Annotated in this window: 14 protein-coding genes; 8 read left to right on the top strand and 6 right to left on the bottom strand. The window is 67.2% G+C overall.

All coding sequences use genetic code 11. From position 1 onward, the window contains the following. Positions 1 to 48 precede the first annotated feature (48 nt). Positions 49 to 1,149: a DNA-processing protein DprA gene (dprA, locus tag HOP53_RS09575; protein ID WP_234269819.1), complete on the bottom strand. Its 1,101-nt coding sequence runs from the start codon at positions 1,147 to 1,149 to the stop codon at positions 49 to 51. A gap of 14 nt (positions 1,150 to 1,163) precedes the next feature. Next, positions 1,164 to 2,246: a LysM peptidoglycan-binding domain-containing protein gene (locus tag HOP53_RS09570; protein ID WP_234269818.1), complete on the bottom strand. Its 1,083-nt coding sequence runs from the start codon at positions 2,244 to 2,246 to the stop codon at positions 1,164 to 1,166. Between the two features lie 238 nt (positions 2,247 to 2,484). On the opposite strand from HOP53_RS09570, the gene def reads away from it, so the two are divergent. The 7 genes from def to HOP53_RS09535 all read left to right on the top strand — a co-directional run bounded on the left by def (position 2,485) and on the right by HOP53_RS09535 (position 9,979). Then, positions 2,485 to 2,997, top strand: a complete 513-nt coding sequence (def, locus tag HOP53_RS09565; RefSeq protein ID WP_234269817.1) for a peptide deformylase — start codon at positions 2,485 to 2,487, stop codon at positions 2,995 to 2,997. 105 nt (positions 2,998 to 3,102) lie between these two features. Next, a complete protein-coding gene (gene fmt / locus HOP53_RS09560) occupies positions 3,103 to 4,089 on the top strand; it encodes a methionyl-tRNA formyltransferase (RefSeq protein WP_234269816.1) in 987 nt (328 codons plus the stop codon). Continuing rightward, positions 4,089 to 5,438, top strand: a complete 1,350-nt coding sequence (rsmB, locus tag HOP53_RS09555; protein ID WP_086508107.1) for a 16S rRNA (cytosine(967)-C(5))-methyltransferase RsmB — start codon at positions 4,089 to 4,091, stop codon at positions 5,436 to 5,438. Before fmt ends, rsmB begins: the two co-directional genes overlap by 1 nt. Before the next feature lie 37 nt (positions 5,439 to 5,475). Next, positions 5,476 to 5,682 (top strand): dodecin, encoded by a 207-nt coding sequence (locus tag HOP53_RS09550; protein ID WP_086508106.1) that lies wholly within the window; start codon positions 5,476 to 5,478, stop codon positions 5,680 to 5,682. A 112-nt stretch (positions 5,683 to 5,794) separates the two neighbouring features. Next, on the top strand, positions 5,795 to 7,168 hold the full coding sequence (gene trkA / locus HOP53_RS09545) for a Trk system potassium transporter TrkA (protein WP_010626617.1): 1,374 nt from the start codon (positions 5,795 to 5,797) through the stop codon (positions 7,166 to 7,168). 43 nt (positions 7,169 to 7,211) lie between these two features. Next, the gene (locus tag HOP53_RS09540; protein WP_234269815.1) at positions 7,212 to 8,660 is read left to right on the top strand and encodes a TrkH family potassium uptake protein; all 1,449 of its coding nucleotides are present in this window, start codon (positions 7,212 to 7,214) and stop codon (positions 8,658 to 8,660) included. Positions 8,661 to 8,734: 74 nt separating this feature from the next. Beyond that, positions 8,735 to 9,979, top strand: a complete 1,245-nt coding sequence (locus tag HOP53_RS09535; protein WP_086508100.1) for a TraB/GumN family protein — start codon at positions 8,735 to 8,737, stop codon at positions 9,977 to 9,979. Here HOP53_RS09535 and HOP53_RS09530 read toward each other — a convergent pair. Then, positions 9,976 to 10,431 carry a transcriptional regulator gene (locus HOP53_RS09530; protein ID WP_234240748.1) on the bottom strand — a complete coding sequence of 152 codons (456 nt, stop codon included), beginning with the start codon at positions 10,429 to 10,431 and terminating at the stop codon, positions 9,976 to 9,978. The genes HOP53_RS09535 and HOP53_RS09530 overlap by 4 nt on opposite strands. An 81-nt stretch (positions 10,432 to 10,512) precedes the next feature. On the opposite strand from HOP53_RS09530, the gene HOP53_RS09525 reads away from it, so the two are divergent. Then, on the top strand, positions 10,513 to 12,045 hold the full coding sequence (locus tag HOP53_RS09525; protein ID WP_234269814.1) for a sensor domain-containing diguanylate cyclase: 1,533 nt from the start codon (positions 10,513 to 10,515) through the stop codon (positions 12,043 to 12,045). Between the two features lie 6 nt (positions 12,046 to 12,051). Here HOP53_RS09525 and HOP53_RS09520 read toward each other — a convergent pair whose 3' ends face one another. The 3 genes from HOP53_RS09520 to aceK are packed head-to-tail and all read right to left on the bottom strand — an operon-like array spanning position 12,052 to position 15,410. Beyond that, complete coding sequence (locus HOP53_RS09520) at positions 12,052 to 12,846, bottom strand: tRNA-uridine aminocarboxypropyltransferase (protein ID WP_234269813.1); 795 nt, start codon at positions 12,844 to 12,846, stop codon at positions 12,052 to 12,054. Between the two features lie 48 nt (positions 12,847 to 12,894). Further along, entirely contained in the window at positions 12,895 to 13,629 is a 735-nt protein-coding gene (locus HOP53_RS09515; protein ID WP_234269812.1) for an SIR2 family NAD-dependent protein deacylase, read from the bottom strand. Positions 13,630 to 13,664: 35 nt separating this feature from the next. Further along, on the bottom strand, positions 13,665 to 15,410 hold the full coding sequence (gene aceK / locus HOP53_RS09510; protein ID WP_234269811.1) for a bifunctional isocitrate dehydrogenase kinase/phosphatase: 1,746 nt from the start codon (positions 15,408 to 15,410) through the stop codon (positions 13,665 to 13,667). Positions 15,411 to 15,523 lie beyond the last annotated feature (113 nt).

The following is a 15,523-nucleotide window of genomic DNA, read 5'->3' as shown; positions in this document are numbered from 1 at the left end:
CGCAGCCAGGTGACCGCAGCGATCAAGACGGTCGATATGCTAGCACGCTCAGGCGGTCTCCGGCAGGCGCACCCAGCCGCCCGGGGCCTGGGCGGCACGGCCTTCGAGCTCGAGCTCCAGCAGACGGCGCTGACAATCGGGCACGCTCAGGCCGGTCAGGTTCACCAGGGCGTCGAGGGGAGACGGCGAGTCGCTCAGCCAGCGCAACAGCGGATCGGCCACGCTGCCCGTCTCGATGCCAGACGCGCGTGATGCAACCACGGGAGCCACCACGGCCGCCCAGTGGCTGAGCTCCTCGAGGATGTCGTCGATATGACGTACCAGCACCGCGCCTTGACGAATCAGCTGCAGGCAGCCGCGGGCCTGGGGATTGTTGATCGAGCCAGGCAGCGCGAAGACTTCTCGATTCTGCTCCATGGCCAGCCGGGCGCTGACCAGCGAACCGCTCTTCTCGGCGGCCTCCACCACCAGTACGCCCAGTGACATGCCGGTGACGATACGGTTGCGGCGGGGAAAGAAGCCGGAGCGGGCCGGTGTGCCGGGAGAGTATTCGGAGAGCACCAGTCCGCCGTGTTCGAGCAGCTGATGATAGAGCCGTCCATGACGCGGCGGATAGATGACATCGACACCGCAACCTAGCACCGCCACGCTGCGTCCGCCGGCTTCGATGGCGGCCTGCTGGGCCGCCCCGTCGATGCCCAGCGCCAGCCCGCTGACCACACACCAGTCGCGGCTGGCCAGCTCGCGCCCGAAGAGTGCGGCATTGGTGAGCCCGTCTCGGGTAGGCCGGCGAGTACCGACGATGGCAAGTCCGGGGGGCTCCAGTGCGGCCAGATCGCCGACTCCCCAGAGCAACGGCGGCGGGTCGCCGATCTGCTCCAGAAGCGCCGGCCAGGCCGGGTGCCCCGGATGCAGCAGATGCCGCCCGGGTGCGGCCGCAAGCCAGGCCAGATCGGCCTCCAGCGCCTCGGTCAGCGGGCTGCGCCCCGGGTGGTCGAGCCAGAGCCGCAGCATGGTGGCCGCCTGATGCGGCAGCCGGGCCAGCCAGCCGGCGGGCCAGTCGGGGGCGGCCGTGGCGATCTCGGCCAGCCGCGCCGACCCCACGCCCGGCAGCTTCGTCAGTATCAGCCACTCCTGTTGGCCAAGCACGCGCTCTCCAGCTTTCACCGCTGCGCCACCCCCACCCCGCGCCGGGGGTTGTGCACGTGATCGCCGACTTCCAGGGTACGTGTCGCCTGCAGCACCAGGCCGTAGCTCACCTTCTCGTAGGGCCGGAAGATCATGATCAGGCCGGCGTCGGTGCCGGGCAGGCGCAGCGACTCGCCAGTGCGCGGGTCGATGACGCGCTCGCCCTGCTGCTCGACCTGCAGCACGTGCCCGATCTCAAGCCCGTCGCGGCGCCCTCGGTCCAGCGTCACTACCTGCAGCCGACCGATGAAGCGCACGCCACCGGGCACCGCCAGAATGGTGCCTTGCACGTCGTGGTCGGGAGCACGCGGCACGAACTCGCTGACCAGCTCACGCTCTTCCAGCGGCAGCACGATGTCGTCGTTGCGCACCTCCTGGCTGGCGGAGACGACCTGCATGATCGCAATGTCGTCTTCACTGCGCTCGGCCCGCGCCCGGCCGATGCTGACCAGCTCCAGGCCCAGCAGTTCGCCGCTGGCGGCATCCTGGTAGCGGTCGCCCACGCGATAGATGCCGTAGCGCAACCCGCGCTGCAGCTCGCCGCGAGCATAGATCCGATCGCCCGCGCCGCTGATGATGCGCCGGTCGTTGCCGGCCACCACGTAGGCCAGTTCGTTCAAGGCTTCGGGGTCGTCGACGACCCGATGATCGCGCAGGAAATGCCGCACCGCATCGAGGGGGATCGGCTCGATCGCCTCGCGCACGGGCACGCGGCGCACCTCAGGGGAGAGCCGCACCTCGCCCTGGCCGCGTTCCAGCCCCAGGCAAGGGCGCCCGTTGCAGTCGTAGAGATAGACCACGTCGCCGGGATAGATCAGATGCGGGTTACGAATCTGCGGATTGACCTGCCATACCTCCGGCCACTGCCAGGGATGGCGCAGGAAACGTCCCGAGATGTCCCACAGGGTATCGCCACGCACCACCGTATAGCGATCCGGCGCATCGCTGCGCAGGCCCTGCTCCCAGCCAAGTCCCTGGGCTTGAGCCAGCGCCGTGCCGAGCAGCAGCGCCATGCCGCCGCTCAAGCTCAGTCCTCGCCGAATCAGCTTTTTCTTCATCAGAATTTTCTTCAGCAGCCCGCCTGGCTTCCGCTTCGTACTCTTCTTCTGCATCCCGTCCACTCCCCCCGCCCTTCACCCCGGCTGCCCTGCGCCAAGCATCCACACCCGGAACTGCGGTGTCATGCTATAGTCCAACACTATTGAAACGATATGCGGCCGGCGGTTTCACCCCGGCGCGCCACCCCCTAGAATAGGGGCAATCCCCGAATGACAGCATAACGGTGGTTCCAACGCCATGGCCAAATTGACTATCCTCGAATTTCCCGACGAGCGGCTGCGCACCAGGGCGGCGCCGGTCGAAGCGGTCGATGACGAGGTACGCCGACTGGTCGATGACATGCTCGAAACCATGTACGACGCCTCCGGCATCGGCCTTGCCGCCACCCAGGTGGACGTACATCGCCGCGTGATCGTGATGGACGTCAGCGAAGAGCGGTCTCATCCTCTGGTACTGATCAACCCCGAATACACGCCCATCGGTGAAGAGCGCGAGCTGATGTCAGAGGGCTGTCTGTCGATCCCCGAGTACTACGCCGAGGTACCGCGCGCGCTGAAGGTCCTTCTCAAGGCGCTGGACCGCGATGGCAAGCCCTACGAGCTCGAGGCGGACGGCCTGCTGGCCCACTGCATTCAGCATGAGTACGACCACCTCGAAGGCGTGCTTTTCGTCGACTATCTTTCGCCGCTCAAGCGCGACCGCGTGCTCAAGAAGATGCAGAAGCGCCACAAGCAGATGCAGTCTGCCTGATCCGCAACGACGATGAACGAGGGCCGGCGCCGATGCGCCGGCCTTCGTCGTTTATGGCCGCCTCCGTTATGATGAGGGCAACCGTTCACTGGCAAGGCTCGACTCATGTCCCGACCTCTGCGCATCATCTTCGCCGGCACCCCCGACTTCGCTGCCGCCAGCCTGGCGGCCCTGCTGCAAAGTCAGCATCAGGTGATCGCCGTCTACACCCAGCCCGACCGCCCGGCCGGCCGCGGCCGCAAGCTCACCGCCAGTCCGGTCAAGTCGCTCGCCATTGAGCACGGGCTGCCGGTACTGCAGCCCGAGACGCTCAAGAGCGCCGAGGTGCAGGGCGAGCTGGCCGCCTTCGAGGCCGACCTCATGGTGGTGGTGGCCTACGGCCTGATCCTGCCCCAGGCAGTGCTCGACACCCCCCGCCTGGGCTGCCTCAACGTGCACGCCTCGCTGCTGCCACGCTGGCGCGGGGCGGCACCGATCCAGCGCGCCATCGAGGCCGGCGACAGCGAGAGCGGCGTGACCATCATGCAGATGGATGCCGGGCTCGATACCGGCGACATGCTGCTGGTGAAGCGCACCCCCATCACCGCGACCACCACCGGCGGCGAACTGCACGACACGCTTGCCCAGCTGGGCGGCGAGGCGATCGTCGAGGCGCTGGATGTCCTGGCAGGCAAAGGGCTCGCCGCCACGCCACAGCCCGAGGAGGGCGTCACCTATGCCGCCAAGCTCTCCAAGGCCGAGGCCGAGCTGGACTTCAGCCGCCCCGCCGCCGAGCTTGCCGCCAAGGTACGCGCCTTCAACCCCTGGCCGGTCACCTGGTGCCACCTGGGCAGCGAGCGCCTGCGCCTGTTGATGGCCGAGGTCGGCATCGCACGCGATGACGACCCCGCCAGCGTGTCGGGCACCCTGCTGGCGCCCGATTCGGATGCACTGCGTATTGCCTGCGGCCAGCAGGGTAGCGAGGTACTGCGGGTCACTCAGGCGCAGTTGCCGGGCGGCAAGCCGCTGGCGGCCCGCGACCTGCTCAACGCCCGCCACGAGCGACTCCATCCCGGACACGTTCTCGGGCAAGCCAACGAGGAGAGCGTCTGATGCACCGTTCCACGCCATCCACCCGCGCCGGCAAGTCGGTGCAGGACGGCGGCCAGGCGGTTCGCGCCAGCGCCGCTCGCGCCCTGGTGCCCGTGATCACCGCCAAGGGCTCGCTCAGCGACCTCGACGACCATCAGGTGGTGACTCGCGACCGCGCGCTGTTCAAGGCGATGTGCTACGGCGTATGCCGCACCCTGCCGCGGCTCGAGGCGCTGGCGGCACTGCTCTTGAAGACCCCGTTCAAGGCCCGCGACGCCGACGTTCAGGCGCTGCTGCTGCTGGGCATCTATCAATTGCTCTACCTGCGCATTCCGGCCCACGCCGCCGTGGGCGAGACCGCCGGCGCCGCACGCCAGCTGGGCAAGGAGTGGGCGACCAAGGTGCTCAACGGCTGCCTGCGCCGACTCACCCGCGAATCCGCCGCGCTGCAGGCCGAGGTCGACCAGGACCCGGCGGTGGCGCTGTTGCATCCGCGCTGGCTGCTCAAGGCCCTGCGCCAGGCCTGGCCCGACGACTGGCGCGCCATTGCCGAGGCCAACAATCAGCCCGGCCCCATGGCTCTGCGTATCAATCGCCGTCGCGGTGACCGCGAAGCCTACCTGGCCAGGCTGGTCGAAAGCGGCATCGAAGCGCGGCTGTGCACCCATTCTCCCGACGGTCTGGTACTGGAGAAGCCTTGCGACGTCCAGGCGCTACCCGGCTTCGTCGAGGGCGACGTCAGCGTGCAGGACGAAGCGGCCCAGCTCGCCGCCGAACTGCTGGGGCCGGCACTGGCGCCGCGCCCCGGCGGCCGCGTGCTGGACGCCTGCTGCGCGCCGGGCGGCAAGACGGCACACCTGCTGGAACTGTTCGACATCGAGCTGCTGGCGCTGGACAGCGACGCCGTACGCCTGGCCCGGGTCGAGGATACCCTGGAGCGCCTCGGCCTTTCGGCCACGCTGGTGCACGCCGATGCCACCGGGCGCGACTGGTGGGACGGCACGCCCTTCGACGCCATCCTGCTCGATGCCCCCTGCTCCGGCACCGGCGTGATCCGTCGCCATCCCGACATCAAGCGCCTGCGGCGCGCCACCGACATAGCCAAACTGGCCGAGCTGCAGGCACGCCTGCTCGACAATCTGTGGCCCCTGCTACGCTCCGGCGGCTCGCTGCTCTACGCCACCTGCTCGGTGCTGCGCGAGGAGAACGACGAACAGATCCAGGCCTTCCTCGAGCGCACTCCGGATGCCGTCGTCACCACTCCCGGGGAGGTGAGCTGGGGCCGGGCGGTGGGCGCCGGGCGCCAGCTGCTGCCCGAGCCCGACAGTCACGACGGCTTCTTTTATGCCAGACTGAGGAAGCAGGGCTGACGCGCCCTGCCACCGATCACTTGAGCAAGGAGCACCCATGAGCGATCACGTCTACAAGCACATCGAGCTGACCGGTTCCTCGGAGAAGGGCATCGAGGACGCCATCCAACGCGCCCTGGAAAAGGCATCCCAGAGCCTGCACGGCATGCGCTGGTTCGAAGTGGTGGATACCCGCGGCCATATCGAGAACGGCCGGGTCGGCCACTGGCAGGTCACCATCAAGGTGGGCTTCACCCTCGACTGACGGTGGCCTCACCACACGCACCTGTTACATCCCCTGCGGCTGGTTTATGCTAGCCGCGGATGCTGCGGCGCCATATCGGCGTCGCAGAGTCGTTTGATGGGCCTGACAGCATATGAAGATCATCATCCTGGGGGCCGGCCAGGTCGGCGGCACGCTGGCCGAACACCTGGCCCGCGAGGAGAACGACATCACCGTGGTGGACACCGACGGCGAACGGCTGCGCGAGCTGCACACCCGGCTCGACATCCGCACCGTGGTGGGCCCCGGCTCCTACCCCGTGGTGCTGCGCCAGGCCGGCTGCGAAGACGCCGACATGTTGATCGCGGTGACCAGCCAGGACGAGGTCAACATGATCGCCTGCCAGGTCGCCCATACCCTGTTTCGCACCCCCACCAAGATCGCCCGGGTGCGTGCCACCGCCTATCTCACCCGCAAGGGGCTGTTCGCCCACGAGGCGGTACCCATCGACGTGCTGATCAGCCCCGAGCAGGTGGTCACCGACCACATCCGCCGGTTGATCGAGCATCCCGGTGCACTGCAGGTGCTCGAGTTCGCCGGCGGCCTGGTGCAGCTGGTGGCGGTCAAGGCCTACTACGGCGGCCCGCTGGTGGGTCAGGACCTCGGCTTCCTGCGCCGCCACATGCCCAGCGTCGACACCCGGGTGGCGGCCATCTACCGCCGCAACCGGCCGATCATCCCGCGTGGCGACACCGTGATCGAGGCCGACGACGAGGTCTTCTTCATCGCCGCCCGGCGCGACATCCGCGCGGTGATGAGCGAGCTGCGCCGGGTCGACCGCGACTTCCGCCGGGTGGTGATCGCCGGCGGCGGCAACATCGGCGAGCGTCTCGCCGAACACCTCGAGCACAGCCACCAGGTCAAGATCATCGAGCATGGCCTGGAGCGCTGCACGGTGCTCTCCGAACGCCTCAACCGCACCGTGGTGCTGCACGGCAGCGCCACCAACAAGCGCCTGCTGGAAGAGGAGAACATCGAGGAGTGCGACATCTTCTGCGCGCTGACCAACGACGACGAGGTCAACATCATGTCGTCGATGCTGGCCAAGCGCATGGGCGCCAAGAAGGTCCTCACGCTGATCAACAACGCCGCCTACGTCGACCTGGTGCAGGGCGGTGAGATCGATATCGCCATCTCGCCGCAGCAGGCCACCATCGGCAGCCTGCTGACCCACGTGCGCCGCGGCGACATCGTCAACGTGCACTCGCTGCGTCGCGGCGCCGCCGAGGCCATCGAGGCCATCGCCCACGGCGACACCCAGTCGTCGAAGGTAGTGGGCCGCGCCATCGGCGAGATCGACCTGCCCCGCGGCACCACCATCGGTGCCATCGTGCGCGGCAAGGAGGTGCTGATCGCCCACGACGATGTGGTGGTGGAGTCCGGCGACCACCTGATCCTGTTCGTGATCGACAAGCGCCGCATCCGCGACGTCGAGCGGCTGTTCCAGGTCGGGCTGACGTTCTTCTGATGGCTGGCCCGATGACACCCCGCGACGCAGGGAACGCCGCCCGATGAGCCTGCGAGTCATTCTCCGCATCCTCGGCCTGCTGCTGATGATGTTCAGCCTGACCATGATGCCGCCGATCCTGATCTCGCTGCTGTTCGGCGACGGCCAGTGGGACGCCTTCATCATCGCCATTCTGATCACGGTGGTGACCGGCCTGGTGATGTACCTGCCCAACCGCCGCGCACGCAAGGAGCTGCGCATTCGCGACGGCTTCCTGATCGCGGCGCTGTTCTGGAGCGTACTGGGGCTGTTCGGCTCGCTGCCGCTGATGCTCACCGGCGACGCTGCTCTCGCCCCCACCGACGCCGTGTTCGAATCCTTCTCGGGGCTGACCACCACCGGCGCCACGGTGATCACCGGCATCGAGTTCCTGCCCGAGTCGGTGCTCTACTACCGCCAGCAGCTGCAGTGGCTGGGCGGCATGGGGATCGTGGTTCTCGCGGTGGCGATCCTGCCGACGCTGGGGGTCGGCGGCATGGCGCTCTACCGCACCGAGATCCCGGGGCCGCTGAAGGACTCCAAGCTGACCCCGCGCATCACCGAAACCGCCAAGGCGCTTTGGTACATCTACGCCGCGCTGACGCTGACCTGCTTCCTGGCTTATCTGACCGCCGGCATGAACTGGTTCGATGCCCTGGGTCACAGCTTCTCCACCGTGGCCATCGGCGGTTTCTCCACCTACGACGCCAGCATCGGTCACTTCGACAGCGCCGTGATCGAACTGATCTGCGCCTTCTTCCTGATCGTCTCGGCGATGAGCTTCAGCCTGCATTTCCTGGCTTGGCGGGGCAGGCAGCTCAGCCACTATCTGCACGATCCCGAGGCACGCTTCCTGCTGCTGTTCCTGTCCGGGCTGATCGTCATCGCCGTGGTGTCGCTGTGGCTGACCGGCACCTACGACACCGAGCGCGGCCTGCGTCACGGCCTGTTCCAGTCGGTCGCCATCGCCACCACCGCCGGTTTCAGTGTCGCCGACTTCTCGGCCTGGCCGGGAGCGCTACCCTTTCTGCTGTTCATGGCCGCCTTCGTCGGCGGCTGCTCCGGCTCCACCGGCGGCGGCATGAAGGTGATCCGTATCATCCTGATCCTGAAGCAGGGCATGCGCGAGGTGATGCGCCTGATCCACCCCAGCGCGGTGATCGCGGTGAAGGTGGGCAAGGTAAGCGTGCCGGACGGCATCGCCCAGGCGGTGTGGGGTTTCTTCTCGGCCTACCTGATGCTGTTCTTCCTGATGCTGGTGGGGGTGATGGCCACCGGCGTCGACCAGGTTACCGCCTGGTCCTCGGTGGCCTCGGCACTCAACAACCTGGGACCGGCGCTGGGCGAGGCTTCCGACAACTACGGCGAGCTACCGTTACTGGCCAAGTGGATCCTGGTAGTGGCGATGCTGCTCGGCCGCTTGGAGATCTTCACCGTGCTGGTGCTCTTCACGCCCGCCTTCTGGCGCAGGTAAACCCGGCGCCGGGTTTGGTTCGGGGCTCGGCTTCGTGGATAATCGAGGCTTCACTCCCTGCAACCCGAGCGTTCATGACCGACTCCCAGGATTCCGTGACCGACCCCCGCCAGGAAGGCGCCTTCAGCGGTCCCCATCGCGTCGTCGAGGTGGGGGGCACCCGCTATACCCTGCTGGGGACTGCGCACGTCTCCGCCGAGAGCGCCGAAGACGTGCGGCGCATGATTCGCTCCGGCGAGTTCGACGCCGTGGCCATCGAACTGTGCGACGCCCGCCACCATAACCTCAGCAATCCGGATGCGCTGGCCCAACAGGACCTGTTCGAGATCTTCCGTCAGGGCAAGGCGGGCATGGTGGCTGCCAATCTGGCGCTGGGCGCCTTCCAGCAGCGCGTGGCCGAGCAGTCCGGCATCGAGCCGGGCGCCGAGATGCGCGCCGCCCTGGATGAGGCCCGCGCTCTCGACCTGCCGCTGCTGCTGGTCGACCGCGACGTGGGCGTGACGCTCAAGCGCATCTATCACAACGTCCCCTGGTGGCAGCGCATGTCGCTGCTCACGGGCCTGCTCGGCAGCGTGATGTCGCGTCAGGAGGTCAAGCCGGAAGAGATCGAGAGGCTCAAGGAAGGCGACGTACTGGAGTCCACCTTCAGCGAGTTCGCCACCGAATCGGAAGCGCTCTACACACCGCTGATCACCGAGCGCGACCGCTACATGGTGCTGCGCCTGGCCGAGCAGGCCCCGCCCGGACGCTACCGCAACGTGCTGGTGGTGATCGGCGCCGGGCACATGAAGGGCATGGTCGAACATCTCGAGGCCCCGCTGCCCGAGGCACCGCAGGCGGAACGCGAAAGCCTGGAAGTCACCCCACCGCCGTCGAAGATCTGGCGCGCCCTGCCCTGGCTGATCACGGCGCTGGTGCTGACCGGCTTCGCCATCGGCTTCTCGCGCAACACCGAGCTCGGCTGGCAACTGGTCGGTGAATGGTTCCTGATCAACGGCGTGCTCTCGGGGCTCGCCACACTGATCGCCCTGGCCCACCCGGTCACGGTGGTGGCCACCATGTTCGCCGCCCCGCTGACCTCGCTCAACCCCACCATTGGCGCCGGCTTCGTCGCCGCCGGGGTCGAGCTGTGGCTGCGCAAGCCCAAGGTGCAGGACTTCTCGACCCTGCGCCACGACGTCACCGAGCTCAAGGGCTGGTGGCGCAACCGCGTTTCGCGCACCCTGCTGGTGTTCCTCTTCGCCACGCTGGGCTCCGCTGCCGGCACCTGGGTGGCGGGCTTCCGCATCGCCGGCGCGCTGATGGGCGGGCCGGCCTAGCCGGCGTCGCCTTCGCCGGGCTTTCGCTCCCGCCCTCTCTCAGTCCCCTCTTCGCCCGAGCCGGCTTCGTCGGCACGGGCGAAAGCCTCGATGACCTGAGCCACCACCTTGCGCTGCTCCACCGGCAGCGCCAGGTAGCGCTGCAGCACACGACGCTCTTCGGCGCCGACCGACGCCTCCCAGGCGCCGCGGGGCTCGCTCACCTGATAGCCGCCACGCTCGCCGAAGCGCAGCGTCTGCGGTTCGACCCCCAGCCACTCGGCCAGCACCTGCAGCTTTTCCTGCTGAGGCAGGGTTTCGCCGCACAGCCAACGCCGCACGCCTTGTAGCGTGACGGGCTTGCCCCAGTAGCGCAGATTGAACTCTCGTTCGAGCACGGCTGGGCGCGGTTCGTAGCCGGCGGCGCGCATGGCAGCGGCCAGACGCTCGGCAAAGGCGGTCTTTTCATTCATCGGGGGAATGTGCCGCGCTCATCGGGTCCGCAGTTGAACCAATGGTTGATGCACTTCAACAACAAATGGTTTACTTTCTTCATGTCAGAGGCCCTCGTACGCCTGCCAACCATCCCGGATGGACTGGCGCACCGCAGGGAGGACGGCAGCCATCCGCTGCCGGCGATACCACAGGGAACCTTCATGCCGGACTCGCTTGATAGGGAACTCGATGCGAGCATCTGCCCATCCGCACCCGTCGTCGGGGAGGCGGTTCAACCGCATGGTTGTCTCATCGCTTTCGACAGCGATTGGCAGCGCGTGCACCTGGTGAGTGCCAACCTCTCGCGCTTCTTCGGCTCGTCGCCCAGCGAAGCGCTCGGCCGACGGCCGGAACAGGTGCTGGGGGCCGATACCGCGACGGTCCTGGCACGAACCTTGGCCAAGGGAGCCCCCGGCATGGCGATCCCTTCGGGCCAAGCGGATGTGGCCTCGCGGCATCTCTATGTCTCCACACGTCTGGCCGGACGGTATGTCGTCCTGGAAGTGGAGCCCCTGGCGGCAGATAGCCACGAGCTACCGGGGCTCGGTCATGCCTGGAGCACCCGCCTCGCCCGCGCCGGCAGCCTTCATGAGCTGCATGCCCACTTGCTGCGGGCACTCCAGACCCTGACCGGCTTCGAATCCTGCACGCTGCATAGTCATGAGTATGGCGGAGGTAGCGCGCAGCAGGGCCGGGAAGGCATGCGTCTGGAGCCTTTTCCCAGCGCCGTGGAGCATCGCATCGACACCCCCTTGATGCTGGTCGACAATCAGGCGCAACCGGTCGAGCTGCTGGCGTCACCGACACCGCTGCCCGTTGCGCTGCCCTGCTCGCTGCGCCTGCCGCCGCCGAAGCTGGCAGGCTGGCTGCAAGGCCGGCAAGCGCGTGCGGCACTCATCCTCGCTCTGCATGGAGTGTCACCGGGCCAGAGTCTGGTGGTCTGCCGCGACCGGCGCCCCCGTCATCTCGCTCCGCCCCTGCGCCACCTGCTGCTGCAGCTGATCCAACTGGCCGCGCTACGTGGAGCGCTGCTGCATGAGAAGCGCGAAACCAAGTACCGATACCGGCTGCTGCACGAGCGCAATACCAGGCTCCAGTGGCTGGCCTATACCGACCCGTTGACCCAGGTGGCGAACCGTCATCGCATCGAGCAGGTGCTCGAGGCCGAGCTGACCCTGGCCAGTCGCGGCGACAGCTCCCTGGCCCTGCTGCTGTTCGATGTCGACCACTTCAAATCGATCAACGACACCTATGGGCATGAAGTGGGCGACCGCGTGCTGCACCAGGTGGCACGGGAGGCCCAGACGCAGCTGCGCAACGGCGACCACTTGGGCCGCTGGGGCGGCGAGGAGTTCATTGTCGTGGTGCCCGGCTGCGACCTGGCCCAGGCACAGGAACTGGCCTGGCGCCTGTGCCAGACACTTGCTCGGTCCGTCATCGAGCCGGTTGGCCAGGTCACGGCCAGCTTCGGCGTCGCCGTCAGCCAGCCGGGCGATACCTCGCGCAAGCTGGTTCAGCGCGCCGACCGCGCCATGTATCGCGCCAAACGGGCGGGGCGTGCCTGTGTCAGGACCCAGCAGCTCGAAGAATGATGCGCCTCACTCACCCCGGCACGCCAGCAGCCGCCGCATGGCCGGAGTCGGCTGTTCGAGTTTCTCGTAGCGCCGGCTGGCGTCGTAGCTGACATTGAAAGCGTCGAAATAGTCGTCCAGCACCTGGGCTGCGCGCTCATCGCCACTCTGCCGCAACAGCTCGGCGGCCACCTCGGCGGTGCACAGGTGAGCCTGGGAAGCGGGCTTGCGCAAACGGTAGCGCGTCAGCCGCGTCGTCGCCAGGGGCAGCACCGGCAGGCGATCGAGATAGGGGCTCTTGCGGAAGATCCGTCGCGCCTGACGCCAGGTGCCGTCCAGCAGGATGAAAACCGGCGTTTTGCCGCCGGCCTTGACCTCGCCGACTGCCTCCATGTCCACCACGCGATCGGCGTAGTCCGGCTGGTCGTCGGGGAAGATCACGAAGGGCGCGAAGCGCGGATCGTCGAGCAGCGTCAGCAGGCGCTCGTTCGGCGCCGTGCGATACCAGGTGAAGACCTCGGTATCCGGCAGTACGTCGCCGATCAGACGCCCGGTATTGGTCGGCTTGAGATGCTCCAGCGGATGCGTGATCAGCCAGACCCGCGCCTCGCTCTCGGCGCTGACCCGGTAAGGACAGAGACAGTTGAGCACCGGCAGGTTGCAGCCGGGGCAGCGCTCGGTGAAGCTGCCGCGCGCCTTGAACTCACGCCGCGGCGGGCGGGGATGACCGGTTGCGGGGTCATGCGCCAGCCCGATGTCGGGGGCTTGAGCAAGCCCGGTATCGGGGTCGGCAAGAGTGGCCTGGCCAGTCTCATCCAGCATCATCACGTATCCAGGGGCAGCGGGTGCGGCATTCTAGCATCACTGCGCTCACCCCAGCAGGGTTTCCGGCACCCATAATCGCCCCTCGCGCCGCCAGTGACGTACCAGTTCCGGCACCCCCTTGCCGGCGGGCTGGCTGATGCGAAACACACCCGGTGGCGCCAGCGCCGCGGCCTCGGGGTCGACCAGCACGCTGGGCGCGTCGAGCGGCGCATGTTCGAGCAGCGAGGCCGCCGGCATCACCGCCAGCGAGGTGCCCACCACCAGCAACATGTCCGCCTCGGCGACGATCTCGCAGGCCTCGCCGAAGTGCGGCACGCTCTCGCCGAACCACACCACGTCGGGGCGCAGCTGGCTACCCTTGTCGCAGATGTCGCCCAGCTCGATCCCGCCGCGAGGCAGCGGATACTGCATGCGCGCATCCACCGTGGAGCGCGCCTTGAGGATCTCGCCGTGCAGGTGCAGCACGTTGCGCGAACCGGCGCGCTCGTGCAGGTCGTCGATGTTCTGGGTGATGATGCTGACGCGAAAGCCCTGGCGCTCCAGCTCCGCCAGCGCCTTGTGCGCGGCGTTGGGACGCGCCCGACGCACCTGCTCGCGGCGCAGGTTGTAGAAGTTCAGCACGCGTGCCGGATCTCGCCGCCAGGCCTGGGGCGTGGCGACCTCCTCGATGGGGTGTTCGGCCCACAGGCCATCGCCGGCGCGAAAGGTCTGGATGCCGCTCTCGGCACTGATGCCCGAGCCGGTGAAGACCACCAGGTGGGGCCGCCTTGGGTCTGACATGTCTCTCCTCGGTTCAAGGGGCCGCCGGAGCACGTTCAATAAACCAGACCGTTCTCCTCGCTGGCGCTGAAGCGCTGCTTGTTGCGATAGGGATAGACGTCGATCACCCGCCCATCGAGGATCGCCTGCTGCAGGCTCTTCCAGTAGTCGGCATCGAACAGCTCGGGGTGGAGCTGGTAGAAGAGCTTGCGCAGCTTGAGGTCGGCAAACAGGAACGGTCCGAACTCCTCGGGGAAAATATCATTCGGCCCCACCGAGTACCAAGGTTCGCTGGAGAGCTCCTGCTCCGGATACATCGGCTCGGGAATGTGGCGGAAGTGGCATTCGGTGAGATAGCACACCTCGTCGTAGTCGTAGAAGATCACCCGGCCATGGCGGGTCACGCCGAAGTTCTTCAGCAGCATGTCGCCGGGGAAGATATTGGCCGCCGCCATCTGCTTGATGGCGTTGCCGTAGTCCTTGAGCACCGCGTGGGTCTCCGCTTCGCTGCACTGCTCCAGATAGAGGTTGAGCGGCGTCATCATGCGCTCGGTGTAGCAGTGCTTGATGATCACCTTGTCGCCCCTGAGCTGCACGGTGGAAGGCGCCACCTCGAGCAGATGCTCGAGGCACTCCGGGGAAAAGTGATCCTTGCGCGCGATGAAGTTGGAGAACTCCTGGGTGTCGGCCATGCGCCCGACCCGGTCGTGGCGCTTTACCAGCCGGTACTTCTCGCGCACGGTGTCGCGGCTCATCTCCTTGGAGGGGTCGAAGCGGTCCTTGATGATCTTGAACACGGTGCGAAACGAAGGCAGCACGAATACCGCCATGACCATGCCGCGCACGCCCGGTGCGATGATGAACTTGTCCTCGCGCCGGGCCACCTGGCGGTTCAGGGCGCGGAAGAACTCTGTCTTGCCGTGCTTGAAGAAGCCGATGGCGGAATAGAGCTCGCCCGCCGGCTTGTCGGGCATCAGCTGCTGCAGGTAGTCGACGAACTCCCCCGGTACCCGCACCTTCACCTGAAAGTAGGCGCGGGTGAAGGAGAAGATGATCGAGACTTCGTCCGACTCGATCAGCACGGTATCGAGATGCAGCCCTTCCCCCTGCTCGTGCAGGATCGGCAGCACCAGCGGCACCTGGGCGCCGTCGCCGTGAATCCGCCCCACCAGATAGGCGCCCTTGTTGCGATAGAACACACTCTTGAGCAGCTCGATCTCGGCGTCCGGCGCGTCGAGAAGGACCTGGGGCAGATGTCCGCTCAGGAACTCGCCTCCCAGGCGCACGTCACGCTCCAGGTCCTCGAAGGGGGTCTCGAACGGTGCATCGGCGAGCGCCCAACGGATTGCCGCCGCCCAGTCGCCGTTCACCCGCAGGCGACGACACGGCTCCAGCCCCGAGTGGTGGGCCGCCGCATCCCGCGAGCTGTAGACGAACATCCAGTCGTTGCGGATGTGGCGGTGATGGAAGATCGAGCAGAACAGCGAATTGAAGTAGGTCTCGGCCAGCTCGTAGTCGAGCCGCTCGCTGATCATCTCGGCGTAGTGGGTGCGCGCCTCGCGCCAGCACTCGCAGTGGGTCAGGTCGTCCTCGTCCAGCGCGCGCTTCAGCCGCCCCAGGGTCTCGCCGACCTTCTCCTCGTAGAGGTTGATACGCTCGGCCGAGGCCTGCTGAGCCTCACGCCAGGCGGCATCGCGAAAGCGCCGACTGGCATCGGCGGTGATCTCCTTGAAGCGGGTACGGTACTCGTCGAAGCCGTGCAGGATGGTCGCGGCGAGGCGATAGGCGGGGGAATGCTTCATGGCAGACTCCGGGCGACGTTACTCGACAGCTTCGCCAATTCTCGTCCGGGATGCGAGCCGACCATGGTCACACTTTCATCACCGTGCTGTCGTCCGGTCGTCATCCTTGGTTG

Origin of the sequence: Billgrantia ethanolica, assembly GCF_021404305.1 — a bacterium.
Classification (GTDB): Bacteria; Pseudomonadota; Gammaproteobacteria; order Pseudomonadales; family Halomonadaceae; genus Halomonas; species Halomonas ethanolica.
This window is presented reverse-complemented; position numbering and strand designations above follow the sequence as displayed.